General features: G+C 65.4%; 19 protein-coding genes and 3 pseudogenes. 8 read left to right on the forward strand and 14 right to left on the reverse strand.

Features of this window, described 5'->3' with window-relative positions; all coding sequences use genetic code 11:
- Nucleotides 1–21: 21 nt before the first annotated feature.
- The gene (gene uvrA, locus BST27_RS09130) at nt 22–2,937 is read right to left on the reverse strand and encodes an excinuclease ABC subunit UvrA (protein ID WP_069417136.1); all 2,916 of its coding nucleotides are present in this window, start codon (nt 2,935–2,937) and stop codon (nt 22–24) included.
- A 95-nt stretch (nt 2,938–3,032) separates the two neighbouring features.
- Here uvrA and BST27_RS09135 point away from each other — a divergent pair, with 95 nt between their 5' ends.
- Entirely contained in the window at nt 3,033–3,710 is a 678-nt protein-coding gene (locus tag BST27_RS09135) for an MBL fold metallo-hydrolase (protein ID WP_069417235.1), read from the forward strand.
- A 20-nt stretch (nt 3,711–3,730) separates the two neighbouring features.
- Here BST27_RS09135 and BST27_RS09140 read toward each other — a convergent pair whose 3' ends face one another.
- Nucleotides 3,731–4,171, reverse strand: a complete 441-nt coding sequence (locus BST27_RS09140; protein ID WP_069417135.1) for a universal stress protein — start codon at nt 4,169–4,171, stop codon at nt 3,731–3,733.
- Nucleotides 4,172–4,317: 146 nt separating this feature from the next.
- Here BST27_RS09140 and BST27_RS09145 point away from each other — a divergent pair, with 146 nt between their 5' ends.
- Nucleotides 4,318–6,102 carry a mannosyltransferase gene (locus BST27_RS09145; RefSeq protein WP_372515541.1) on the forward strand — a complete coding sequence of 595 codons (1,785 nt, stop codon included), beginning with the start codon at nt 4,318–4,320 and terminating at the stop codon, nt 6,100–6,102.
- On the opposite strand, the gene BST27_RS09150 is transcribed toward BST27_RS09145, so the two are convergent.
- From BST27_RS09150 to BST27_RS09160, 3 genes are read right to left on the reverse strand one after another with little or no spacing between them, the layout of a single operon-like run.
- Nucleotides 6,091–7,506 (reverse strand): MFS transporter, encoded by a 1,416-nt coding sequence (locus BST27_RS09150; RefSeq protein ID WP_069417134.1) that lies wholly within the window; start codon nt 7,504–7,506, stop codon nt 6,091–6,093. The two genes, BST27_RS09145 and BST27_RS09150, sit on opposite strands and share 12 nt — an antisense overlap.
- Nucleotides 7,503–9,665, reverse strand: a complete 2,163-nt coding sequence (gene uvrB, locus BST27_RS09155) for an excinuclease ABC subunit UvrB (protein ID WP_069417133.1) — start codon at nt 9,663–9,665, stop codon at nt 7,503–7,505. The genes BST27_RS09150 and uvrB overlap by 4 nt, the downstream gene beginning before the upstream one ends.
- A 55-nt stretch (nt 9,666–9,720) precedes the next feature.
- Nucleotides 9,721–11,808: a serine/threonine-protein kinase gene (locus BST27_RS09160; protein WP_069417132.1), complete on the reverse strand. Its 2,088-nt coding sequence runs from the start codon at nt 11,806–11,808 to the stop codon at nt 9,721–9,723.
- 372 nt (nt 11,809–12,180) lie between these two features.
- On the opposite strand from BST27_RS09160, the pseudogene BST27_RS34990 reads away from it, so the two are divergent.
- From BST27_RS34990 to BST27_RS09170, 4 genes and pseudogenes are all read left to right on the forward strand, one after another.
- Nucleotides 12,181–12,963: pseudogene (locus tag BST27_RS34990) on the forward strand (FHA domain-containing protein); the annotation flags it as partial.
- 126 nt (nt 12,964–13,089) lie between these two features.
- Nucleotides 13,090–13,587 (forward strand): annotated as a pseudogene (locus tag BST27_RS34995) (ABC transporter ATP-binding protein); the annotation flags it as partial.
- Nucleotides 13,588–13,863: 276 nt separating this feature from the next.
- Nucleotides 13,864–14,673, forward strand: a pseudogene (locus BST27_RS35000) (ABC transporter permease); the annotation flags it as partial.
- Between the two features lie 75 nt (nt 14,674–14,748).
- Complete coding sequence (locus BST27_RS09170) at nt 14,749–15,189, forward strand: ribonuclease FAU-1 family protein (protein WP_069417130.1); 441 nt, start codon at nt 14,749–14,751, stop codon at nt 15,187–15,189.
- Nucleotides 15,190–15,253: 64 nt separating this feature from the next.
- On the opposite strand, the gene BST27_RS09175 is transcribed toward BST27_RS09170, so the two are convergent.
- On the reverse strand, nt 15,254–15,700 hold the full coding sequence (locus BST27_RS09175) for a hypothetical protein (protein WP_069417129.1): 447 nt from the start codon (nt 15,698–15,700) through the stop codon (nt 15,254–15,256).
- An 11-nt stretch (nt 15,701–15,711) separates the two neighbouring features.
- A complete protein-coding gene (locus tag BST27_RS09180; protein WP_069417128.1) occupies nt 15,712–16,275 on the reverse strand; it encodes a hypothetical protein in 564 nt (187 codons plus the stop codon).
- A gap of 138 nt (nt 16,276–16,413) precedes the next feature.
- Here BST27_RS09180 and BST27_RS09185 point away from each other — a divergent pair, with 138 nt between their 5' ends.
- Nucleotides 16,414–17,193, forward strand: coding sequence for an Fpg/Nei family DNA glycosylase (locus tag BST27_RS09185; protein WP_069417127.1), 780 nt, complete (start codon nt 16,414–16,416; stop codon nt 17,191–17,193).
- Here BST27_RS09185 and BST27_RS09190 read toward each other — a convergent pair.
- The gene (locus BST27_RS09190) at nt 17,190–17,657 is read right to left on the reverse strand and encodes an SRPBCC family protein (RefSeq protein WP_069417126.1); all 468 of its coding nucleotides are present in this window, start codon (nt 17,655–17,657) and stop codon (nt 17,190–17,192) included. The genes BST27_RS09185 and BST27_RS09190 overlap by 4 nt on opposite strands.
- A gap of 53 nt (nt 17,658–17,710) precedes the next feature.
- Between BST27_RS09190 and BST27_RS32340 the strand changes: the two genes are divergently transcribed.
- The gene (locus tag BST27_RS32340; protein ID WP_156789242.1) at nt 17,711–17,878 is read left to right on the forward strand and encodes a hypothetical protein; all 168 of its coding nucleotides are present in this window, start codon (nt 17,711–17,713) and stop codon (nt 17,876–17,878) included.
- Here the strand turns inward: BST27_RS32340 and BST27_RS09195 are convergent.
- From BST27_RS09195 to rpsA, 6 genes are all read right to left on the reverse strand, one after another.
- Nucleotides 17,861–18,832, reverse strand: coding sequence for a DUF2889 domain-containing protein (locus BST27_RS09195; RefSeq protein WP_069417125.1), 972 nt, complete (start codon nt 18,830–18,832; stop codon nt 17,861–17,863). The genes BST27_RS32340 and BST27_RS09195 overlap by 18 nt on opposite strands.
- Before the next feature lie 37 nt (nt 18,833–18,869).
- Nucleotides 18,870–19,661: a MerR family transcriptional regulator gene (locus tag BST27_RS09200; protein WP_069417124.1), complete on the reverse strand. Its 792-nt coding sequence runs from the start codon at nt 19,659–19,661 to the stop codon at nt 18,870–18,872.
- On the reverse strand, nt 19,654–21,156 hold the full coding sequence (locus tag BST27_RS09205; RefSeq protein WP_069417123.1) for a flavin-containing monooxygenase: 1,503 nt from the start codon (nt 21,154–21,156) through the stop codon (nt 19,654–19,656). Before BST27_RS09205 ends, BST27_RS09200 begins: the two co-directional genes overlap by 8 nt.
- Nucleotides 21,153–22,082 carry a hypothetical protein gene (locus BST27_RS09210; RefSeq protein ID WP_069417122.1) on the reverse strand — a complete coding sequence of 310 codons (930 nt, stop codon included), beginning with the start codon at nt 22,080–22,082 and terminating at the stop codon, nt 21,153–21,155. The genes BST27_RS09205 and BST27_RS09210 overlap by 4 nt, the downstream gene beginning before the upstream one ends.
- A gap of 111 nt (nt 22,083–22,193) precedes the next feature.
- Nucleotides 22,194–23,420 carry a dephospho-CoA kinase gene (gene coaE / locus BST27_RS09215; protein ID WP_069417121.1) on the reverse strand — a complete coding sequence of 409 codons (1,227 nt, stop codon included), beginning with the start codon at nt 23,418–23,420 and terminating at the stop codon, nt 22,194–22,196.
- A gap of 12 nt (nt 23,421–23,432) precedes the next feature.
- Nucleotides 23,433–24,687 (reverse strand): 30S ribosomal protein S1 (gene rpsA / locus BST27_RS09220; protein ID WP_083148442.1); only part of this gene is annotated, 1,255 nt, incomplete at its 5' end.

Raw genomic sequence — 24,687 nt, forward strand, 5'->3', positions numbered from 1 at the left:
CGTCAGCGCAGCATCAACGGGTCAGGCACTGACCTTCCGGCGCTTACGAGGCGAACTGGCCGGGGTCCGCTCACCGGTCCCGACGACGTCGACGAGAAACTTCCCGGTGTAGCTCTGCGGCACCGCGGCGACGTCCTCGGGGGTCCCTTCGGCGACGACGGTTCCACCACCGGCACCGCCTTCCGGGCCCATGTCGATGATCCAGTCCGAAGTCTTGATCACGTCCAGGTTGTGCTCGATGACGATGACCGTATTGCCTTTGTCGACAAGACCATTGATGACATTGAGCAGCTTTCGAATGTCGTCGAAGTGCAGCCCGGTGGTGGGCTCGTCGAGGATGTAGATGGTGCGTCCGGTCGAGCGCTTCTGCAGCTCCGAGGCCAACTTGACCCGCTGCGCCTCACCGCCGGACAACGTCGGCGCGGGCTGCCCGAGCCGAACGTAGCCCAGGCCGACGTCGACGAGGGTGCGTAAGTACCGATGAATGCCGCTGATCGGTTCGAAGAACTCCGCGGCCTCCTCGATCGACATGTCCAGCACTTCGGAGATCGTCTTGCCCTTGTAGTGCACCTCCAGGGTTTCCCGGTTGTAGCGGGCACCCTGGCACACCTCGCACGGCACATACACATCGGGCAGGAAGTTCATCTCGATCTTGATGGTCCCGTCGCCGGTGCACGCCTCGCACCGACCGCCCTTGACATTGAACGAGAATCGGCCCGGCTGGTAGCCACGGACTTTGGCTTCGGTGGTGGCGGCGAACAGGGTGCGGATCTTGTCGAAGACGCCGGTGTAGGTGGCGGGGTTGGACCGCGGCGTGCGGCCGATGGGTGACTGATCGACCCGCACCAACTTGTCCAGGTGCTCCAACCCAGTGACCCGGGTATGCCGACCCGGCACCTGACGGGCGCCGTTGAGCCGGTTGGCCAGTACCGCGGCGAGGATGTCGTTGACCAGGGTCGACTTGCCCGAACCGGACACGCCGGTCACCGAGGTCAGCACGCCGAGCGGGAAGGACACGTCGATTCCCCGCAGGTTGTGCTCCCGGGCCCCGACGACGGTGAGTTGACGACGTGGGTCGGTGGGCCGCCTTATCGCCGGGATTTCGATTTTTTCCCGTCCCGACAAGTAGGCGCCCGTGATCGAATTCTTGTTGCGCAGCAGGTCGGCGTATGTCCCGCTGTGCACGATGGTGCCGCCATGTTCGCCGGCGCCCGGGCCGATGTCGACAACCCAGTCGGCGTGCTCGATGGTGTCCTCGTCGTGTTCGACGACGATCAGCGTGTTACCCAAAGCCCTAAGGCGAGTGAGGGTTTCGATAAGCCGCCGGTTGTCGCGCTGGTGCAGGCCGATGGACGGCTCGTCAAGCACGTAGAGCACGCCGACCAATCCGGAGCCGATCTGGGTGGCCAGCCGGATGCGCTGCGCCTCACCGCCGGACAGCGTGGCCGCCGCCCGCGACAGCGACAGATACTCCAACCCGACATCCAGCAGGAAGCCGAGCCGCGACTGGATCTCCTTGAGCACCTGCCCGGCGATAGCCTGCTCGCGCACGCCCAAGGTCAGCGCGTTCAAGAAGTCGGCGCATTCCGCGATCGACAACTCACAAACCTCGGCGATGGACTTCGGCCCCTGATCCCCCGCCGCCAGCGTGACGGCCAGGATCTCCGGCTTGAGCCGGGTGCCCTGACACTCCGGGCAGGGCACGTCGCGCATGAAGCCCTCGTAGCGCTCCTTCATCTGCTCGGACTCGGTCTGGGCCATCTTGCGCTGCAGGAAGGCCAACACACCCTCGAAGTCGGCGTAGTACGACCTCGTGCGTCCGTATCGATTGCGGTAACGCACGTGCACCTGTTCGTCGCAGCCTTCGAGAATCGCCTTGCGCGCCTTGGCCGGCAGCTTGCGCCAGGGGGTATTGACGTCGAAGCCCATCGCATCGCCCAGACCAGCGAGCATGCGGGTGAAGTACTCCGCGGTGTGTCCCGTCGACCACGGGGCTATCGCCCCATCGGCCAGCGTGAGGTCCGGATCGGGCACCACCAGGTCGGGGTCGACCTCTTTGCGGATGCCCAGGCCCACGCACTCGGGACAGGCGCCGTACGGCGAGTTGAACGAGAACGAGCGCGGTTCCAGGTCGTCGACGGCCAAAGAATGCCCGTTGGGGCAGGCCAACTTCTCCGAGAACCGCTGCTCGCGGGGGCGGTCGTGCTCGTGCTCGCGATCGTCGGGGAATTCCAGCACCACGATGCCGTCGGCGAGATTCAGCGCCGTCTCCACCGAATCGGTGAGTCGCTGCTTGGCGGAGGCCTTGACCGTGAGGCGGTCGACCACCACTTCGATGTCGTGCTTTTCCTGCTTCTTCAGCTTCGGCGGATCGGTGAGCGAGTGCACCACGCCGTCGACGCGCACCCGGCTGTAGCCCTGCGCGTTGAGCTTGTCGAATAGGTCGGCGAACTCGCCCTTACGGGTGCGTACCACCGGCGCGAGCACCAGAAATCGGGTGCCCTCCTCCATCGCGAGCACCTGGTCGACGATTTGCTGAGGCGTCTGACGGGCGATGCGTTCACCGCAGGTAGGGCAGTGTGGGGTGCCGGCACGGGCGTACAGCAGGCGCAGGTAGTCGTATACCTCGGTGATGGTCCCGACCGTCGACCGCGGGTTGCGGTTGGTCGACTTCTGGTCGATCGAGACCGCCGGGGACAGACCCTCGATGAAGTCGACGTCGGGCTTGTCCATCTGGCCCAGGAACTGGCGGGCATAAGCCGACAGCGATTCCACGTAGCGTCGCTGGCCTTCGGCAAAAATGGTGTCGAAAGCCAGCGACGACTTGCCCGAGCCGGACAGCCCGGTGAAAACGATCAGTGCGTCGCGGGGTAAGTCGAGGTCGACGCCGCGCAGGTTGTGCTCGCGCGCCCCCTTGACGATTAGGCGATCAGCCAATGGATTCCCTTCACAGACAGAGCTCGTTCCCCATGCTATGTGGCCACGCCGACAAGCACCCCGGGCCCGCAGTCAAACCAAGTAACGTGACCGTCATGACCGTCGTCGATGACAACTACACCGGGCACGTCGAGCCCGGCACCGCGGCCCGCCGCACCCTGCCCGGCGCCACCATTGTGAAGGCGTCGGTAGGCCCCATGGACAACAACGCCTACCTGGTGACCTGTTCCGCGACCGGGGAAACGCTGTTGATCGATGCGGCCAATGACGCCGATACCCTCCTTGACCTGATCCGGAAGCACGCCCCGAAGCTGTCGCTGATCGTCACCAGCCACCAGCACTTCGACCACTGGCAGGCGCTGGAAGCGGTTGCCGCGGCTACCGGCGCACCGACCGCCGCCCACGAGATCGACGCCGGTCCCCTGCCGGTCAAGCCCGAGCGTTTGCTGACCGACGGCGACACCATCCAGATCGGGGAGCTCAAGTTCGACGTCATCCACCTGCGCGGACACACCCCAGGATCGGTCGCGCTGGCTCTGCAGGGACCGGCGGCCGGTGGCACGACGCAGCTGTTCACTGGGGATTGCCTGTTCCCGGGCGGCGTCGGCAAAACCTGGCAACCCGGCGATTTCGAGCAATTGCTCGGCGACGTCACCGCCAAGGTGTTCGACGTGTACGACGACTCCACCGTGATCTACCCGGGGCACGGGGACGACACGGTACTCGGCAACGAGCGCCCACACCTCGACGAGTGGCGTGAACGCGGCTGGTGAAAGCCCGCGTTTAGACGCCTTTACGTGGTGTGCACGATCAGCACGTCGACCTTGGCGCGCCGCGACACGTTCGCCGGAACCGAACCCAGGAGCCGGCCCGCGATCGTGCTCAGGCCCACGTTGCCGACCACCAACAGATCGGCCTTCTCCTCTTCGGCCAGGTTCACCAGCGCGTCAACGGGCGCGCCGACGATGGCCTTCTCTTCGACATTCTTGGCGCCGGCGAGATGGGCACGCTCCTTGGCGTCGTGCAAGATCTCGTAGATCGGGGCGGTGCCCGTCACCTTGTAGCTCTCATCCTTCAAGATGTCGGCCGCCCGGCCATCCTCGTGCTGAGGGAGGTACGCCGAAGCGATGATCAGCTTGGCGTCTGCCCCCGCAATCTTGGCTGCCCGATCTACCGCGCGCAGCGACGAGTCCGATCCGTCGGTTCCTACCACCACGGTCGAATAGGCGCCCATTGACCCTCCAAGTGTCGGTTGCTCAGCCAACCCAAGACAGTATCGCGTTCCCGGACCAAGATGCGTCAGATTACCCACACAGCAACGGCGTGGCGCAACCCTGAATCGCCCTGCATTTGCCGGGTGGCGCGCGCCCAACCGACAATATGCCCGATGACAGCACGCTCAAGTCGCCATGCCCGACCCGGAAAGCTTTGCTGTGCAGGGCTTTTCGGGAGCGCCCACATGGCCGACCCAATATCGCGCCAAAGGGTCGCCACGGGCCCCCGGATATCGGCGGCGATCAGGATCACCGCGGAAACAATAAGGTGACAAGCATCATGTCGACCGAGATCCTTGCGCAGCCGGAGTCGGCCTCCGGACCGGCGCAGACGGGCGCGTCCGCCCGGTCGCCACAGCGCGGCCGGCTGCTGGACCCGTTCGCAGTTGCTGTGCTGGCCACGCTGATCAGCGGCGCGTGGGCCGGCAGGCCCTCGTTTTGGTACGACGAGGGAGCAACGATCTCGGCGGCGGCGAGCAGGACCTTGCCGGAGCTCTGGAAGCTCCTGAGCCACATCGACGCGGTGCACGGCCTCTACTACCTGGTGATGCACGGGTGGTTCGCGATTTTCCCGCCGACGGAGTTCTGGTCGCGGGCGCCCAGTGCCCTGGCCGTAGGTGCGGCCGCGGCCGCCGTTGTGGTCTTCGCCAAGCAGTTGGCGCCGCCGGAATCCGCCCGGACCCTCGCGCTGTGCGCGGGGGTGATTTTCGCCATCCTGCCCCGGATCACCTGGGCCGGGATCGAGGCCCGTTCCTCAGCGCTGTCGGTGACCGCTGCGGCCTGGTTGACGGTGTTGTTCATCGCCGCGGTACGGCGCAACCGGCCGCGCCTGTGGGTGAGCTACGCGCTGCTGCTGATGGTGTCGATCCTGATCAGCATCAACCTGGGACTACTGGTGCCGTTTCATGGCGCCCTGCTGCCGCTGGTCGCGCCCGCCGGATCTCGGAAATCGCCGGCCATTCGGTGGGCTGTCAGCTGCGCGGTCGCGCTCGGGACGATGACGCCGTTCGTGTTGTTCGCCCACGGGCAGATCTTCCAGGTCGCGTGGATCAAAGGGCTGCACCGCAGCGTCTTCCTCGACGTCGTTCACCGCCAGTATTTCGACTACAGCGTTCCGTTCGCGATCCTGGCGGGGGTAGTGGTGCTCGCCGCCATCGGCACCGCCATTGCGACACGCTCGGTACGGACGAGCACCCCGGACGGCCGCCGGCTGTTGCTGGCCGCGGTGGCGTGGGTCGTCATTCCGACTGCCATCGTCCTGATCTATTCGGCGCTCTTCGAACCGATCTACTTCCCCCGGTACCTGATCCAGACCTCGCCTGGGGCGGCCGTCGTCTTGGCGATCTGCGTCGTGACCGTCACCCGCAAACCGTGGCCACGAGCCGGAATCGCTGTGGTCCTGGCCCTTTTCGCCGCCGCGGCGTTTCCCAATTACTACTTCAACCAGCGCGGGCCCTACGCCAAGGAGGGCTGGGACTACAGCCAGGTGGCTGATCTCATCAGCGCGCATGCGGCTCCCGGGGACTGTCTGCTGGTCGACAACACCGTGCCGTGGCGCCCGGGACCGATCCGCGCGTTGCTGGCCACGCGGCCGGACTCATTCCGGTCGCTGATCGACGTCGAACGCGGCTTCTACGGCCCCAAGGTGGGTGCGCTGTGGGACGGACACGTGGCCGTTTGGCTGACGACGGCCAAGATCAACAAGTGCTCCACGCTGTGGACGATCACCAACCGGGATAAGTCGCTGCCGGAGCATCAGGTGGGCCAGAAGTTGCCGCCAGGTTCGGCTTTCGGGCGCGCCCCCGTCTACCAGTTCCCGAGCTACCTTGGGTTCCACATCGTCGAGCGCTGGCAGTTCAACCGTGCCCAGGTGGTCAAGTCAACGCGCTGAAAGCCGGTCGCGGCGGGTCGCCCGGGAGGAGGCGATGACGCCGACGGCGGCTAACACGGTGAATACGACGTACAACCACCGTGCTTCGGCGACCTCGCCGCCCCTGGTCGTGTTGACCACGACGCCCGCAATCCCCGCGCCAAAGGCCGCCGAGATCACCTGCACCGTGTTGATGGCCGCGGCGGCGGCGCCGCCCTCCGCGGGGTCGTCAACGCTTTCCATGGCGCGTACCGAGAGGTGCGGCCAGGCCATGCCGATGCCGGTCCCGGCCACCAACAAGCCGAGGGTCCAGAGCACGACGAGTTCGATCGGCGCGTTGCCGCGTTGCGTGACGGCGGTGAGCCCAAGTCCGGCCGCCATGACCAGCGGTGCCGTCAAGACGACGTAGCCGATGACGCGGCGACTGTTCAATGATGCGCTGACGATCTCGCTGAACGTCCAGCCGATGGCCAGCGATGCGCCGAGAAATCCGGCGGCGACCGGGGTGAGATGACCCAGCCGCTGGCCGAACAGCGGAACATAGGTGTCGACCATGACCGCCATCATCTGGACCGCCATGGTCAGGTAGACCCATTTGAGCGGCCCGGAGCCAAAGACGCTGGGCGGCAACACCGCAGGGTCGCTGCGTCGGTCGACGACGACCGCAGTGCCGATCAACGCGAGGCCGACGGCAAGCAGCCCGGCGGTGGCCGCGGAGTTATGCGGGATCTGCGCGACGCTCACCGCCAGCGCTGCCCCGCCCATGAGCAAAAGCGTCCACACTGGCACCTTGAGTGCGGGAGCATCCGAGAGTTTGTCGCCGGTGACGACCCGGCCTCCGGTCAGCACCAGCGGCACCAGGGTCGCCATGAGCACCGTCAACAGGGCCATCGCGGCAAATGCCCACCGCCACAACCCGAGTTGTGCGAAGAGGCCACCTATGGCGGGGCCCACCACCGTCGCGACGCCCCACATCGCCGACACCAACGCCGAGCCCCTGGTCCAGAGTGAGCGCGGTAGTGCCGCGTTGATCAGCGCGTAGCCCAGGCCGGCCAACAACCCGCCGGCGACGCCCTGCAGTGTGCGCCCCGCGATCAGCACCTCCATGCTCGGCGCGGCCCCGCACACCAGGCTGGCCGTCCCGAATACAAACAGACCCAGCAGAAAAGACGAACGCGCGCCGAAGCGTCGCAGCACGGCGTTGACGGTGGTCGCGGCGACGACGGAACCGACCAGATACAGGGTCGTCACCCAGGCATAGAGGCGGCTGCCGCCGATTTCGGCGATCGAGCTCGGCAGCAGGCTGATGGTCAGGAACTCGTTGGTGGCGTACATCGCGACACCACCCGCCAGCACCGTGGATGTTCCCAGATGCTGGCCGAGCAGCTCACGCCAACTGCCGGTATCGCTCGCCGTTTCCGTCACTTCAAGCCGGCAGCGTCCATTCCGCGCAGTTCCTTCTTGAGGTCGGCGATTTCGTCGCGGAATCGGGCGGCCAGCTCAAATTGCAGGTCACGCGCGGCGGCCATCATCTGCTCGGTGAGGTCCTTGATCAGGTCGGCCAACTCGGCGCGCGGCATGTTGGTGGTGTCGCGGCCCTCGATGACGCCGGCACTGACCACCCGGCCGCCAGGGGCGCCCTGGGCGCGCCGTCCGCGGGACGCGTTGCGGCCGGACCCGCCGATTTCTACCGCTTCGGTGTCGTCCGCCTCGCGATAGACCTGGTCGAGGATGTCGGCGATCTTCTTGCGCAGGGGCTGCGGATCGATCCCATTGGCCTCGTTGTAGGCGATCTGTTTGGCCCGCCGGCGTTCGGTTTCGTCGATCGCTTCCTTCATCGAGTCGGTGATCTTGTCGGCGTACATGTGCACTTCGCCGGACACGTTGCGGGCAGCGCGGCCAATCGTCTGGATCAGGCTGCGAGTGGACCGCAGGAAACCCTCTTTGTCGGCGTCCAGGATCGCCACCAGCGACACCTCGGGCAGGTCCAATCCCTCGCGCAGCAGGTTGATGCCGACCAGCACGTCGTACTCGCCGAGCCGGAGCTGACGCAGCAACTCGACCCGGCGCAACGTGTCGACCTCGGAGTGCAGGTAGCGCACCCGAATACCCATCTCGAGCAGGTAGTCGGTGAGGTCTTCGGCCATCTTCTTGGTCAGCGTCGTGACCAGTACCCGCGCGTCGGCCTCGGTGCGTTTGCGGATCTCCCCAATCAGGTCGTCGATCTGCCCCTTGGTCGGTTTGACGACGACCTTCGGGTCCACCAGACCGGTCGGCCGAATCACCTGCTCGACGAACTCACCACCCGTCTGGCTGAGCTCGTACGGTCCCGGCGTGGCCGACAGGTAGACGGTCTGCCCGATCCGGTCGGCGAACTCCTCCCAAGTCAGGGGCCGGTTGTCGACGGCCGACGGCAACCGGAACCCGTACTCGACGAGATTGCGCTTGCGCGACATATCGCCCTCGTACATGCCGCCGATCTGCGGCACGGTGACGTGCGACTCGTCGATGACCAGCAGGAAGTCCTCCGGGAAGTAGTCGAGCAGGGTCGCCGGCGGCGAGCCGGGACCCCGGCCGTCGATGTGGCGGGAGTAGTTCTCGATGCCCGAGCAGAACCCGACCTGGCGCATCATCTCGATGTCGTAGTTGGTGCGCATCCGGAGCCGCTGCGCCTCGAGCAACTTGCCCTGGCCCTCGAGCTCGGCCAGGCGTTCAGCCAGCTCCTGCTCGATGGACGAGATCGCCTGTGCCATGCGCTCGGGACCGGCCACGTAGTGGGTGGCCGGGAAGATCCGCAGCGAGTCGACCTGGCGAATCACCTCACCGGTGAGCGGGTGCAGGTAGTACAGCGCCTCGATCTCGTCGCCGAAGAACTCGATGCGGACGGCCAGTTCCTCGTAGGACGGGATGATCTCCACCGTGTCCCCGCGGACGCGGAACGAGCCACGGGTGAAGGACAGGTCATTGCGGGTGTACTGCACGTCGACCAGCAGGCGAAGCAGCCCGTCCCGCGGGACTTCGGCGCCCACTTGCAGCTCGACGGAGCGGTCCAGGTAGGACTGCGGGGTGCCCAGGCCGTAGATGCAGGACACCGACGCCACCACGACCACGTCCCGTCGGGACAGCAGGGACGACGTCGCGGAGTGCCGCAGCCGCTCCACATCGTCGTTGATCGAGCTGTCCTTCTCGATATAGGTGTCGGTCTGCGCGATGTACGCCTCGGGCTGGTAGTAGTCGTAGTACGACACGAAGTACTCGACCGCGTTGTACGGCAACATCTCTCGCAGTTCATTCGCGAGCTGGGCGGCCAGCGTCTTGTTCGGCGCCATCACCAGGGTGGGCCGCTGCAGGCGTTCGATGAGCCATGCGGTGGTCGCGGACTTGCCGGTGCCGGTGGCACCGAGCAGGACTACGTCGCGCTCCCCCGACCTGATGCGGCGCTCTAGTTCGTCGATGGCGGCAGGCTGGTCCCCGGCGGGAGCGTGCGGGCTGACCACCTCGAAGCGGCCGCCGGTCCGCACGACCTCGTCGACGGCGCGGTATTCGGAGTGGGCAACTACTGGGTGTTCGGTGGCGAAAGCCATAGCACCAGGGTAGAGCGAGCCACTGACAGTCTTTATTCCTCGAGCGTGCTGGGCACTACCCCAGGTGCCGGTCCCACACCCGGGTGATCGGGTTGCATTCGATCAGGTAGCCGTCGTTGGAGGCTGACATCGCGAACACCGCGATGTCCGGGCGGTCGCAGGAACTGCCGACGGCGTGCACCCCAGTCGTGATGGGCGCCTTGCTCCACGTGCCGCCTTCGCACACCACCTGCTCGTTGCTGGTCTGGTCGTAGCTGAGCTTGTCGACGTCCGTGCACGCGCCACCAAGAACAGGCGGTGACGGCCTGGCGGTCGGCGTGGCCGGGGCGCTGAGGACCTGCGCCGGATCCGCCCACGTCAGACCTGGTGGTACGTCCCCAACCCGGGTGGCAACCACGGGAACCCGCAGCACCGCGCCTTGGGCGCCGCATTCGTTGCTGAGCACGGTTTCCGTCTCCACGCCGCGTAGCGTGCCGTCGGACTGAGGCGCCAACGACCAGGACACCGTCTCCTGCTGGGTGGCTCGTGCGGGGGCGTTCTGTTGGCGGCAACCGACCCGTTCCTGCTGCGGTGTGCCCTGCCAGTAACCGGCGACGAAGCGCAGCGTATCGGTCTGACCGCCGCCCGCCGTTGCCACCACTTGATGGTTGGTGTCGTCCAGTTGTATGCCGGTGGCCGCGCACCCGTTGGTGGTGCACAGGGAGTGAAACGCCCACCAGTCGGTGCTGGAGCCGTCGTGCCGGATGCCCAGTCCATTGCTGGTTTTCTTGGACCGGTTGTAGTCCAGCCGATAGATGCCGTTCAGGACACGCATGCCCGAAGCGGCGACCGGCGCCGGAGTGGGGGGTGCCTGCGGGGCCGCCGGGTTGACGGCCAGCGCCGGCTTCGGCTGCGGCGTGCTGGCGCTGTCGGGTTCAAACGAGTACACGATCGACCATGTAGCGGCCACCGCGACCAGCACCGCGCAAACAAGGGCGGCCGCGATCCTGGTCCTGGACGAAACCATGTGACCGAGCGTCCCGAGTACACCTCGCTTTTCGGCTCCGGCCGGCGCACGGCTCTCGGCGGCGTCGTCGCCCGCGTCGCCTAACTTTTCGCGGAACGCGGCGGCGAATGCCCGGCACCTTTCAAATCTCGCTTCGGGATCTTTGGCCAGCGCCCGGCAGAACACCTCGTCGAGAACCGCCAAATCCGGGCGCCGGTCGCTCAGTAGTGGCGGCTCGTCGTGAAGATGCCGGCCGATCACCGCGACCGAGTTGGGGTGTTGAAACGGGGGCGCGCCGGTCAACAGGTGAAAAGCGGTGGCTGCCAAAGCGTATTGGTCAGCCCGGCCATCGATATTCAGACCCGTCAACTGTTCGGGCGCGGCGTAGGCGACGGTGCCGACCGCGACATTGGTCTGGGTGATACCGCTGATGTCGCCCAGGTGGCGCGCAACTCCGAAGTCCGCCAGCAAGATTCGCCGCTCGCCATGCTCGGGATGAGTCAGCAGAATGTTCGCAGGTTTGACGTCGCGGTGCAGCAGTCCGCGATCGTGGGCGTAGTCGAGGGCTCCGGCCACGGCGGTGAGGATGGCGCACACCTCATCCGCCGACATCCCTTCCGGGTAGCTCTCCTTGAGCAGCCTGGACGCGTCGGTGCCCTCCACGTAGTCCATCGCGATCCAAAGTTGGCCGTTGAATTCGCCGCGGTCGTGTACTCCGACGATGTGCGGGTGCCAAAGCGTCGCGGCCAGATCGGCCTCGCGATTGAACCTCTTGCGGAAGTCGCTGTCGGCTGTGATTGCCTCGGCGAGGACTTTGATGACGTCTCTGCGCGGCAACCGTGGGTGCAGGGCGAGATAGACCTCGGCCATTCCTCCGGCGCCCAATGGGCGCAGGATGGTGTACCCCGCGAACGATGCGCCGCGAGACAAGTCCAGGCGTACCGCCTGGTCCTGCTCGGGAGCGCAGCGCTGCGAGTCACGCGGCGGTTCCGCACTGTGCGACGGGTGTTCCCGCGGGACACGGCGAAGAACGTGCGCGAGGGTGGTCGAGGACAACGACGGGAAGCGTTCGCGCCACGCGGCGCGCGCCGAGCGCGGGTTTACCGCCAGCCGCCGTCCAGGGTGGGCACGCCGGTTGGCGCCGTTGCGGTCGTCCATCTGCCGTTCCCCTCCTCTCACTACAAGCGCTGCCCAGATGCCGGCCGCGCCTTTTGCCGGGACACCAGCCCGAAGTTCGAAGTCATGAAAGCCACCGTCAATGCATGCCGAGCCTCAGTGTTGTCTGCTCGGCCCTGCAGACATACCCATGCAGTCTTGATCATGCCGAAGAATGGGTGCGGCGGTGCCGCTATCAGCTGTGCAGGAGCTATGAGTCGCCGAGCCGAGACATAGCGGACTCACAGCTGTAACACACAGAACTCACTCAGAGTCTGGGTCAATACTGTTCTGGTGAGTCGACCCGCCCCACCCGCGCCTGCGTTGACGATCCGACATGAAGGGTCGCAAATATCCTTCGCCCCAGGGTATGAGGTGATCATCGGCAGAGATCTGCACGCCGACCTGCGCATCCCCGACCCGCGCATCTCCCGCGCGCACCTTGTCCTGCGCTTCGATCAGGGCCGTTGGGTGGCAATCGACAACGGCTCGTTGAACGGTACGTACGTCAACGGCTATCGGATGCCCGTCGTCGATATTCACGACGGGCAGAGCATCAATGTGGGAAATCCGGCGGGGCCGCGGCTGACGTTCGAGGTCGGGCAGCAGCGCGGGCCGACCCGACCACCCGTCGCACAGGCCCGGTCGATCCACGACAGCGGCCCTCCGACCCTGGCCTGGTCGGTGACTGCGCCACCGACGCCCGCGCCGACCCCCCGCCCGCCGGCTGCCCGCGGACCTGTCCATGCCGTGCCACCTCCCCGGGTACCTCGGCGTCCGGAGCGTCGACGAGTGCCACCGCCACCACCTCCCGAAGAGGTCACGACGGTCAACGTGGGATCGGATCGGGGCGAATTGACCGTGGTCGACGCCAGGTCGGCCGACATGTCCGGCCTGGCGACCCGGATGGTGAACGTCCTCACGCAGCGGGGATCCTCGTCGGCCAGGGCGACCGGCGCCCTGACCATCGGCCGCGCCAACGACAACGACATCGTCGTCTCAGATGTGTTGGCCTCGCGTCAGCACGCCACCCTGCAGCCGACGCCGCTCGGCACCGAGATCCGCGACCGAAGCATCAATGGAACATTCGTCAACGGCACCCGGGTCGGGTCGGCGATCCTGTCCGACGGCGACGTCGTCACGATCGGCAACGTCGACCTGGTCTTCGGCGACGGCACCCTGACTCCACAAGACGAAACCACCGCCCGCACCGGCGGCTTGGAGGTTCGCAACGTCGACTACACCGTCGACGGCAAGCAGCTCCTGGACGGCATCTCGCTGACGGCCAGGCCCGGAACGTTGACGGCCGTGATCGGCGGCTCGGGCGCCGGCAAGAGCACGCTGGCCAGGCTCATCGCGGGGTACGCCCGCCCGACGTCGGGGTCGGTCAGCTTCGAGGGACACGACATCCACGCCGAGTACGCGTCGTTGCGCAGCAGGATCGGCATCGTTCCGCAAGACGACGTCGTCCACCGCCAACTGACGGTCAACCAGGCCCTGGGGTACGCCGCTGAACTGCGACTCCCGCCCGACACCAGCAAGTCCGACCGCGCCAGGATCGTCGCCCAGGTGCTCAAGGAACTCGACCTGACCAAGCACGCCGACACCCGGGTGGACAAGCTGTCGGGCGGCCAGCGCAAGCGGGCCTCGGTGGCGCTGGAGTTGCTGACGGGACCTTCGCTGCTGATCCTCGACGAACCGACTTCGGGTCTGGACCCGGCGCTGGACCACCAGGTGATGACGATGCTGCGCCAATTGGCCGACGCCGGCCGGGTGGTGATCGTCGTGACCCACATGCTCTCCTACCTGGATACTTGCGACCAGTTACTGCTGGTGGCTCCGGGCGGTAAGACCGCGTACTGCGGCCCGCCGGACCGGATCGGTGACGCAATGGGGACGACCAACTGGGCCAAGATCTTCAGCCAGGTGGGCGCCGACCCCGAAGAAGCCAACCGGCGCTTTCTGGCCCAGCACCAGCCCAAGAAGGCTCCGCCACAGCCGGATACGCCCGCCGAGTTGGGTAAGCCGGTGCACACCAGTCTGCGGCGCCAGATCTCGACCGTCGCGCGGCGGCAGGTGCGGCTGGTGGTCGCCGATCGTGCTTACTTCATCTTCCTGGCGGTGTTGCCGTTCATCCTGGGTGCACTGTCGCTGACGGTCCCGGGCCACAACGGGTTTGGCGCGGTCAGTGAGCATGCGGGAACTCCCGACGAATCCGCGCAGATCCTCAACCTGCTGCTGTTGTCTGCGGCGTTCATGGGCACGGCGCTGACCATCCGGGACTTGGTCGGTGAGCGGGCGGTGTTTCAGCGGGAGCAGGCGGTGGGTCTGTCGACGTCGGCCTATCTGGCGGCCAAGATCGCGGTGTTTTGCGTCTTCGCCGTATTGCAGGCCGCGATAGCCACGACCATCGTGATCGTCGGCAAGAGTGCACCGACTCGCGGGGGTTTGGTGCTGGGCCATGGCAGCGTCGCCGCCACCGCCGAGTTGTTTCTCACCGTCGCGGCGACGTGCGTCACCTCAGCCGTTCTCGGGCTGGGCATTTCGGCCCTGGTCCGGTCCACCGAGCAGATCATGCCGCTGTTCGTCGTCTCGATCATGGCGCAGCTCGTGCTGTGCGGCGGGATGGTCCCGGTGACCCACCGCATCGTGCTGGAGCAGCTGTCCACGGTGGTGCCGGCCCGCTGGGGGTACGCCGCGGCGGCATCGACGGTCGACGTGCGGAACTTGGTGCCCGGCTCGCTGATTCCGCAAGACCGGTTCTGGCAGCACACATCGAGAATCTGGCTGCTGGACATGGGCATGCTGGCCGCCTTGTCGGTGTTCTTCACGCTCTTCGTGCGGTGGAAAATTCGGTTGCGCCGGTAAAGTGTCTTTATTCATCCGCCCAAGCACGAGACATTTGACTTAGTCGCCCGAACCAACACCGATCCCAAAGGGATTGTGCGGGCCGTCGACGAGTACGTCGTCCACCCCTGGGGCCTGTACCTGGCGCGCCCGACGCCCGGTCGGGAGCAGTTCCGTTACCTCGAGTCGTGGTTGCTGCCTTCGTTGGGCTTGCGCGTCACGGTGTTTCACTTCAACCCGGGCCACGAGCGCGATCAGGACTTCTACCTCGATGTCGGCGAGTACCGCCCCGGCCCGGCGGTCTGGCACTCCGAAGACCACTACCTTGACATCGCGGTCCGCACCGGGCAGAAGGCCGAATTGGTCGATGTGGATGAGCTATTCGACGCCGTGCGCCAAGGGCTGCTGACCGCCGAAGCCGCCGAACGGGCCGTGCGACGGGCGGTCAATGCTGTCGAGGGTCTGGCTCGTAACGGTTACGACCTGTCCCGATGGCTTTCCGAATACGGCATGAACCTGACCTGGCGAGGGACCTGATCGGACCGGTGCAAAGACGGCATACCCGGGCCGCAACCCGACGCGGCCCGGGCCAACCGTCCTCCTACACTGCCAGCAAGCGCTGGAAGAATTCGCGATAGTGCATCAGCGCCAGTCGAAGGTCCTCGGTGGAGGCTTCTTCGCCGCGCGCCCACTGACCCTCTAGACGCGAACGCGCCTGGGCGAAGCTGTTCGTGAGTTGCCCTACCAAGTCCGAGACCAAGGCATCGGCCTTCTTTACGCACTCACGCGGATCATCGACGAAGGCTGCCTGCACCGCGGCCCACCGACCGCGCAACTCCGCGAGGTCATCTTCGGCGAACAGCGTTTCCTCAGTTGATGTTTCGCGTTGTGGTCCAGGCGTCTCCACGAGTACCTCGGCCGCTTCGTCTGAGGGCAGTTGGTTCTGTTTTTGGTCAACTTCCGGCGGTATTGGCCTCGTCGGCTCACTCACCTGGCTCAGCTCGTCCGTGTGCTGATCCGTCAGCGTTTGATGTTCGTGCGTGGTCATGCGCCAGCCTCCTATGCTGCGTCTTTGTCGGTGTCGGTCTCGAGCAACTTTTCGAACAGCGCCCGGTAGTGCACAAACGCCTCCCGCTGTTGCTCGGTGCTGACATCACCGTGTCGCTGTTGGGCCACGTGAATGCCGTGCGCGGCACGATAATTGTCGACGACCTGCGGGTGGTCGACCGAGATATCGGCCGCTCGCCGGTCGAAATCATCGATGGGATAACCCCTTTCGCGCATCACCTCGGTCACCAGACGATCGGCGACGCCGACGGCAGCGGCGGGGTTATCCACGAATTTGGTTTGCACCTCGTGCCAGCGACTGGTGAATTCCGAGCGCGCCGCGGGCGTCAGCGGAACGAGGTCCAGCTCGTGGCGCTTGCGTTCCCGCGCAGTGAGTTCAGCCTCCGCTGCCTTGTGGTCTCCGGTCTCCGCCACCAGGCGCTCATACTCCGCCCCGTAATGCTGCTTGAGTCGCTCGGTTTTCCTGCGACTACGGATTACCGTCGCCGCAATTAGCACTACGGCGACCACAATCACTACGGAGGCGGCAATAAAAACCCATTCCAAAACGGACATTTGCCTTCCTTTCGTACGCATGTTGAATAACCCCGTCGTCGGGAGCGCAAACGCCAATCGGTGATGTGTTGCGCAGCGGGACCGATGCCTGGGCCGAGCTACCGTGGAGCCTGACTCGCGGATGATTGGCGGTATCTCATGCCTGAACTGCCTGATGTTGAAGGATTTCGACGAGACCTGGCGGGTCCCCTCCCCGGCCGTCGCGTACGGCGCGTCCAGGTCAGCGATCCCGCCGTCCTGCGCAATACGACGCCGCGGGCACTCGGCCGCAGCCTGACCGGCCGCCGCTTCAAAGAACCGCAGCGACATGGCAAGTGGCTGATCCTGCCGACCGACGGCCCGAGGCTGTTGGTGCACAGCGGGATGACGGGCCGTCCTTATTACGCGGCCGACGGCGCCGAGCACCTCCCCTACGAACGCCTGGTGGTAGCGCTCGACCGCGGCGAGTTGCGCTATGCGGACTTGCGCAAACTGCGCGGCGTGTGGCTGGCCAGGTCCGAGGACGACGTCGACGAGGTGACCGGCCCACAGGGCCCGGACGCATTGGGCCTGGGGTTACGGCAGTTTCGCGCGCTGCTGGCCGGCCGGCGCGGCGCGGTGAAGCCGACGCTGATGGACCAGTCGGTGATCGCCGGGCTCGGCAACCTGCTCACCGACGAAATCTGCTGGCGCGCCAAGATCAATCCGCATCGGCCGGTGCCCGATCTGGACGACGACGAGGTAAAACGATTGCACGCCGCCATGACCGGAGTGCTGCGTACCGCTGTGAAACATGGACGGGTGCCCGGGCTGGCGCGTTGGCTCACCGGTGCTCGCGATGAACCGGACCCGAGCTGCCCGCGCTGTGGCGCGCGCCTGGCCCGCGGAAAAGTCGCTGGACGTACGTCGTTCTGGTGCCCGAGGTGTCAGTCCGCCTAGTTGTGGGGCGCCGACTTCGCCATGTCCCGGCGCACCAGTTTGCGCCAGCGACGGTGCCGGTACCGGTAGATTCCGTTCGCGACACCGACGACCACCGCGGTAAATACTCCCGCGTCGATGTCGACGGTGTCGCTGTAGCGGCAGGAGTCCTCGCTGACCGGTTCCACATGCAGCGTGTGATTCCAGGTATCGATCACCCCGCCGTGTTCGCGGGTGCGGATGGTCCGGGTGCTCTCGTCCACCTCGATGACCTCGATGGTGTGCCGGTAGGCGGGGATGACGTGGAACGCGAACAACCATCCGGTGCCGCGCTCGCCGGGACGCAGCGGTTCGGTGCGACCGGCTAGCAACGGGAAGCTGAACAAGCCTTTGCAGACGTAGAGAAAGGTGGCCGGCGACAACATCGCCGACCACACCCGATCGGCGCTGGTGGGCAGGACGGTTTCGACGTGAACGGTGCGCACACCCGCCTCCTCTCGTGGTTAGGTCACCCTAATCTTGCTCGGGTCGACGCCGGATGACTAGTCGCTTTGCCTTGGCGAATCGCAATCGCGCCAACGGATCGATTTCCGCCGCGTACGCAGCCACGTCGGAGGCGGCCGCGCCGGACGACCCGGACTTCCAACAAGTCGAAGACGAAATCGTCGCCCTGCGCAGCGGCTATCTGTCAGCGCAGGTCCAGTAGGGCGCCCAAATCGGCGAGTGCGCGCAGGGTGTCGTTGAGATGCGTGCAGGTGCTGGTTCCGACGAATTCGGCGCGGACGCGATCGCGAATATCGTTGAGGCTCATGCCGGTTACGCGCGCCGCACTTCCGATCGCGCCGGGGCATTCCTGCCAAGGCAGCACCCGCACCTCGGCATCCACTGACGTGATCGTCCGCGTCGCGGTGTCGAGCGTGCCCGCGACCGTGTACTCGTGCACGATCGTCTCCACGAGGTCGTCGTCCATGTGCGTGTCGCGGAAGTGGGCGTCAAACTCTGCCGAACCGGCGTCCGTCGGCCACATATCGAGCCGACGAAACCTGCGCATCCCTCGGGCGCGCAGCGGTTCGACGTCGTGCAATCCGTCCAGCGGCGGCGCCACCGGCCCGCGACCTGTCGGAATGACATCGTGGCGCCGCGCGTAGTCGATCAATGACGCCTCCGGCGCGAAACCCGCACAGATGCCGGAAATCCGGTCGGCGACACCGGACGGCAGCTTCTCCTCGACGCCCAGCACGATCGACGTGTACTGATTCGAGTATCCCGACACCAGCGAAGCCCCGACCCAGTCGTCGAGCAGCAGATGAAGCAGGCTGGACCGCTGCACTTCCTCGGGAAGCAACTTGCCGACCTTCGAACGGAAGCCCGCGCCGACACGACAACCTCGCAGTTCCCGAAGATGGTTCTGCGGAAGACCACCATCTGCCGTGCACGTGATGTCCTCGATGACGAAATCAACCAAATGTGCGCGGACGCGGACCTGAGCCAGCACGTCGGCGCCGTCCACGTCGCGCGCCCGCAGGTCGACCACCGAGCCCCGCCCGTCGCCAGGATGGGTGTCTATCGTGCTGGTGCGCCGCCGCCGACCGGCGACCAGCGGCGGAGCCGGTGGGGCCAGTGGCCGCCGCGGTCCGAGGATGTCGGTGACGAACGGCATGAACCGACGTTACCGTGACCCGTTCCCCCGTCCGCCGTTACTCATCCGATCGAGGCGCGGGAGTTGTCATCATCCCTTCGAAGTATTCGCCGATCGCCCGGATAGCGTTCTCCGCCAACGCCGCATTCAAGGCCTTGTGGACCGCGAGGCCGGCAAGCTCTCGAGCGTCGGTGATCACGTCGGCGAGGTCCCGCTGCTGGTCCGTGGGCGGAATCCAGCCTTCGCCATAGTGATCGACGAGGTGATTGCGAAGCACCTCGATTGTCGTCTCGGCGAGCTTTTGCACGGCATCACCGGTCGCTTCGGCAATCTCGAGCAGCATCCGCAGATAAAACGACGGGTCCTTGGCGTCCGCGACCACTGCCGCAATGTCCCCATCGGCGAGCATTACCTCGTCACCGTCACGTTGCGCTAGTCCGAAGCCGACCAGGTTGCGCGCCAGTTCGCTCAACGGGTCCAGCCGTAGAGGCTGCGCAGATCCGGGCCCTGCGGCGCGTTGCGTTCCCTGCGTCCCTTGCGTGCCCGTCCAAGGTGCCGTGAACGCCTTTCGCATTCCGGTCTTTTCGGCTAGTTCCTGAACGCCGAGAGTGTCGGCCAAGTCCAGGTTCTTGGCGAATCCTTCAAAGAAATCCTGGATATGCGCGATGGTGTAGCCCTTGCCCAGCAGTTGCATGATGATCTGCAGTTGCCAGAGGTGGTTGTGGTCGTAGATCGCCACTCGACCCACGCGCTTCGGCGGCGGCAGCAAGCCACGTTCTTGGTATGCGCGGATGTTGCGCGACGAAACCCCGGATCGTCGCGCCAACTCGGCGAGCCGATACTCAGCCAACCGCGGTTACTTTGCAACTCTGGCGGGTAGCGACGTAGTCGTGAAGATCGATGTCTCCGAGTAGCTTTTGGAAGGTGGCCGCGAAGCCGGGAAACATCGTCGCGTTGAATCCGTCCTCGGTCAGATACCAGCTGTCGCATCCACCGGAGTTCCACGTCGTCTTGACCAGCCTTTTCTGTACCCATTGCCGATACGCGTGCTGTGCTTCGGGTCGCACGGCAATCGACGTCAGTCCAAGCCGCTTCATCAAGCGAATCATCTTCACCGCGTAGTCGATCTCGGCCTCCATGTAGACCAGCGCGGACGTGTGTCCGGGCCCGGAGTTGGGGCCGAAGGTGAAGAACAGGTTCGGATACCCGGCCACGTTGACACTCTTGTAGGCGAACGCGCCTTTGCGCCACTCTTCGTTCAGCGTGCGACCGCCCTGGCCGACGATCTTGATCGGCGGGGCGGTCTTGGTCACCTCGTAGCCGGTGGCGCACACGATGACGTCCGCCGTGTGCTCGATACCCTCACAGGTCAGGATCCCGGTTTCGCAGATTCGCGCAATGGGCCAGGTGATGAGCTCACAGTTGGGCGCTTGTAGCGCGGGATAATAGTCACTGGAGATCAGCATCCGCTTGCAGCCTGGCCGGAAGTTGGGCGTCAGCCTGCGGCGCAGCCATCGATCGTCAACCGCCTGAACAAGATAGGCCTTTGCGGCCAGCTCGAGCATCGTCGTCAATGCCGTGTTCCAGACAATCGCGAGGGCGGCACTTTCGGATACACCGAGCATCAACGAACGAAAGGCCCTCTGCGTCAACGGAACATGGCTGAACACCGCTGAAACTCCAGGCGGCGTAGGCATATTCGACCGTGGCAGCACCCAGCCGGCAGTCCGTTGGAACACCCGCACCTTTCCAGCCAATCGAACCAGTTCTGGGATCACTTGCACCGCGGTCGATCCCGTTCCGATCACGGCGACAGTCTTGTCCGTGAAATCGTAATCGTGATCCCACCGCCCGGTGTGGATGATCGTCCCCCCGAAGGTGTCGATCCCCTCAATGCGAGGAAGGGCCGGCGTAGCCAGCGGCCCGTACGATGCGATGACGGTACGGGCCCGGTACGTGGTCGTGTGCGTCTGGACCAGCCACAGCTGCTGGTCCTCATCCCACGTTATGGCACGGACATTCTGGTTGAACCTGATGTACTTGCGCACCCCCCGCTTGGCCACCACGTCCTGGATGTACTGCTGAATTTCCGCGCCGCTCGAATATGTCTGGCTCCAATTGGGGTTCTGTTCGAACGAGTAGGAATACAGCAAGGACGGGACGTCGCATGCCACACCGGGATAGGTGTTGTCACGCCAGGTCCCGCCAACCTCGTCCGCGCGCTCGAGGACGACGATGTCGGTGATGCCGCGTCGGATCAGTTTGATCGCTGCCCCCAGTCCCGAGAGTCCGGCACCGATGATGAGGGTCGTGAACGTCGGGCTCTGGCCTGCCCGCCGCGTCACTGGGCAACCCGGTACGTCAGGTCGTCAGACCAACTCGGCGGGGTTGGCCACTTATCCCGCGGAAACCGCCCGGAGATGGCGAGCATCAGGTCTTCTACGCGCGACCAAACGGGATGGCGCTCCATCGTCAGCCGCGAATAGGCGCTTGTGATTCGGTACAGTGGATTATTGTGCAGCCGCGGATCTCGTTCGCCCGCTTTGCGATAACGCTCCATCGCTTGACTCAGCCGCGATCCGTCCAACCCCAGCTCGAACAGTTCTTCGCGCATCGCGCCGTATAGCGGCAGGGTCGCGATCAGATGCTTCAGACCGATGACGCCCCAGCCGTTGGCCATCTTGAAGCTGGTCACCAACAGCCGCCGCAGCGGCGCGCCGGACAACTCTCCCATCACGTGGAAACCCACTGCTAGGTGCCGAGATTCGTCGGCGTTGATCTTGTTCAACACAACTTTGAGCAACGGATCCCGCACCTCGTCGGTCAGGAACTTCAACAGCGCTCCGTCGAGCGCACATTCAAGCATCGGGATGGATGTTGCCAACGTTTCGAACGGCATTCGATCCGCCATCTTGTCCATCATGTCCAAGGCGTAGGCGATCTGGAGCGTCGGCAGCGGCACCTCGGAGTCGCCGAGCAGACCCCAGCGCTTCATCAGCGCGAGTTCGGCGTTGGCGTGCTTCTGCTCCTCGGCGTGGAAGTATGAGTAGATCTCGCGCAGCGTCGGGTCGGGGGCGTTGATCGCCATCCCGGCGAACGCCCTGGCCCCGATGTGCTCCACCCACATCAGGTCGGCCATGAACGCCCGCAACTTGGGTTTCTGCTCGTCGGTGAGAAGTTCCGCGCCGGGAGAATCCCAGTCGATATCTTTCAGCATCCACTGACGCCGCCGGATGGTCTGCAGCGTCTCTTTCAAGTTCAGGACCGTCATCGCGTCCCCTTTGCTGCTGACACCAGAACCGTGCCAGTCGCCAATGGCACAATACCACCAACTGATGCGTTTTAGCAGGTATCGGGGGCGGTCAGGCGGTGCGTCGCCGGGCTAAGGCTTGGGCTGGGGCTTCCAGCCCGTCGTGTCGGCCCACTCCCACGCGCGCCGGTAGGCGTCCAAAAACCACGGCTCTTTGGCGGTGGCATACCGCACGGTGTCGCCAGCGCCGCTGGCGTCTGCGCCGCGCTTGACCTTCAGGTAGTCGTCACGCACGCCGGGGTTGGCCTTGAGCCAGTCGACGAACAACAGGGCGAACTGCTGATTCGGCTGGCCGTCCACCCGGATGTGCACGTTCGTCGGTCGGCCCGGGTCCGCCGACGCGTGAACTCGCTTGTGCCACAAGGCGGGATCGTCACTGTGGTCGAAGCGGTCCACGGTGCTGCGCGCGTCGGCCTTCGCTGCGTCTTGGGTGATGTGCTCCAGACGCGGGTAGCCGGCCGACAGCAACGGGTCGACGAGTTCGTCGGCGACATCGAGTGATTGGACGGTGATCTGGATGTCGATGACGTCCTTGGCGTCGAAGTCCGGTAGCGCGGTGGACCCGATGTGGTCGATCCGCAACGCCCGGTGGCCGCAGGCCGTCTTCAACCGGTTGACGATGCGCCGGGCCTGGTCGGGCCACGTCGGATCGGCCGGCACCAACCGTGCCGGTGCGCGGGCGGCCTGACGCTCGCTGAGGTTGTGCGAGAACGGCAGTATCCGGTTGTGCCACACGTCGCGCGCCCGCTCGACGAACTCCCCCAACTCACCCGAATTGTCCAGCCAGATGTCGGCGACGGCACGGCGTTGGTCGTCGTTCGCTTGGGCCGCGATCCTGGCGCGGGCGTCCTCTTCGGGCATGCCACGTTGCTCGACGAGCCGTCGCAGCCGCAGTTCGACCGGGGCATGCACGATGACAACCAGCGGAAACAACGGCGCCATGCCGGATTCCACCAGCAGCGGAATGTCTTCGACGACAACGGCATCTTGCGACACCGCCGCAATGATCTCCGCGCGCCGCTTGCCTACCAACGGATGAACAATACCGTTCAGCTTTGCCCGCGCCTCATCGTCCCGAAAAGCCTTGGCCGCCAATGCCGGTCGGTCAAGGGAGCCATCGGGTTGCAGGATATCGTCACCGAACTCGGCAACCAGCGCTGCCAAGCCTTCGGTTCCTGGCTCGACCACCTCCCGGGCGATGACATCACCGTCGACGATGATGCCACCGCACTCGGCAAAGGTCTTGGACAGCGCCGACTTACCGGCGCCAATGCCGCCGGTCAGCCCGATACGCAGCATCCGAGAGCGGGATTATGCGCTGCCGGCGAGCTTTTCGCGCAGGGCCGCGAGTTGGGCGTCGCTGGCCAGTGAGCCACCCGCCTTCTCCGAGGATCCGCTGCTGGACGAGCCCTGGTCGCCGCCACCGTGCGCGGCCGCTTCCGCAGCAGCGAACTTCTCCATCTGCGCGGTGTGCATCTTGTGCCGGCGCTCTGCCTCGGCGTAGCGGGCTTCCCATTCCTGGCGCTGAGCGTCGAAACCTTCGAGCCATTCGTTGGTTTCGGCGTCGAAGCCCTCGGGGAAGATGTAGTTGCCCTGCTCGTCGTAGCTGTCGGCCATGCCGTACTTCGCCGGGTCGAACTCCTCGGTGTAGTCCTCGTTGGCCTGCTTGAGCGACAACGAGATTCGACGGCGCTCCAGGTCGATGTCGATGACCTTGACCATCGCGTCGTCGCCCACGGCAACCACCTGGTCGGGCACCTCGACGTGGCGCTCGGCCAGCTCCGAGATGTGCACCAGGCCCTCGATGCCCTCCTCGACCCGAACGAACGCACCGAACGGAACGAGCTTGGTGACCTTGCCCGGCACGATCTGACCGATCGCGTGGGTCCGGGCGAAGTGGCGCCACGGGTCTTCCTGCGTCGCCTTCAGCGACAGCGAAACCCGCTCGCGGTCCATGTCGACGTCGAGGACCTCGACGGTGACCTCGTCACCCACCTGAACGACCTCGGACGGGTGGTCGATGTGCTTCCAGGACAGCTCGGACACGTGCACCAGACCGTCCACACCGCCCAGGTCGACGAACGCGCCGAAGTTGACGATCGAGGAGACCACGCCCTTGCGGATGGTGCCCTTCTGCAGCTGGTTGAGGAACTCGCTGCGCACCTCGGACTGCGTCTGCTCCAGCCAGGCGCGGCGGCTCAGCACCACGTTGTTGCGGTTCTTGTCCAGCTCGATGATCTTGGCTTCGATCTCCTTGCCGATGTACGGCTGCAGGTCGCGGACGCGGCGCATCTCGACCAGCGAAGCAGGCAGGAAGCCACGCAGGCCGATGTCGAGGATCAGGCCACCCTTGACCACCTCGATGACGGTGCCCTTGACGGCCTCGTCCTTCTCCTTGAGCGCCTCGATGGTGCCCCAGGCGCGCTCGTACTGCGCGCGCTTCTTGGAAAGGATCAGGCGGCCCTCTTTGTCCTCCTTGGTGAGAACGAGCGCCTCTACCTGATCACCCACGGAAACGACCTCGTTCGGGTCGACGTCGTGCTTGATCGAGAGTTCGCGGGCGGGG

The organism is Mycobacterium intermedium, from assembly GCF_002086275.1.
Taxonomy (GTDB): Bacteria; Actinomycetota; Actinomycetes; order Mycobacteriales; family Mycobacteriaceae; genus Mycobacterium; species Mycobacterium intermedium.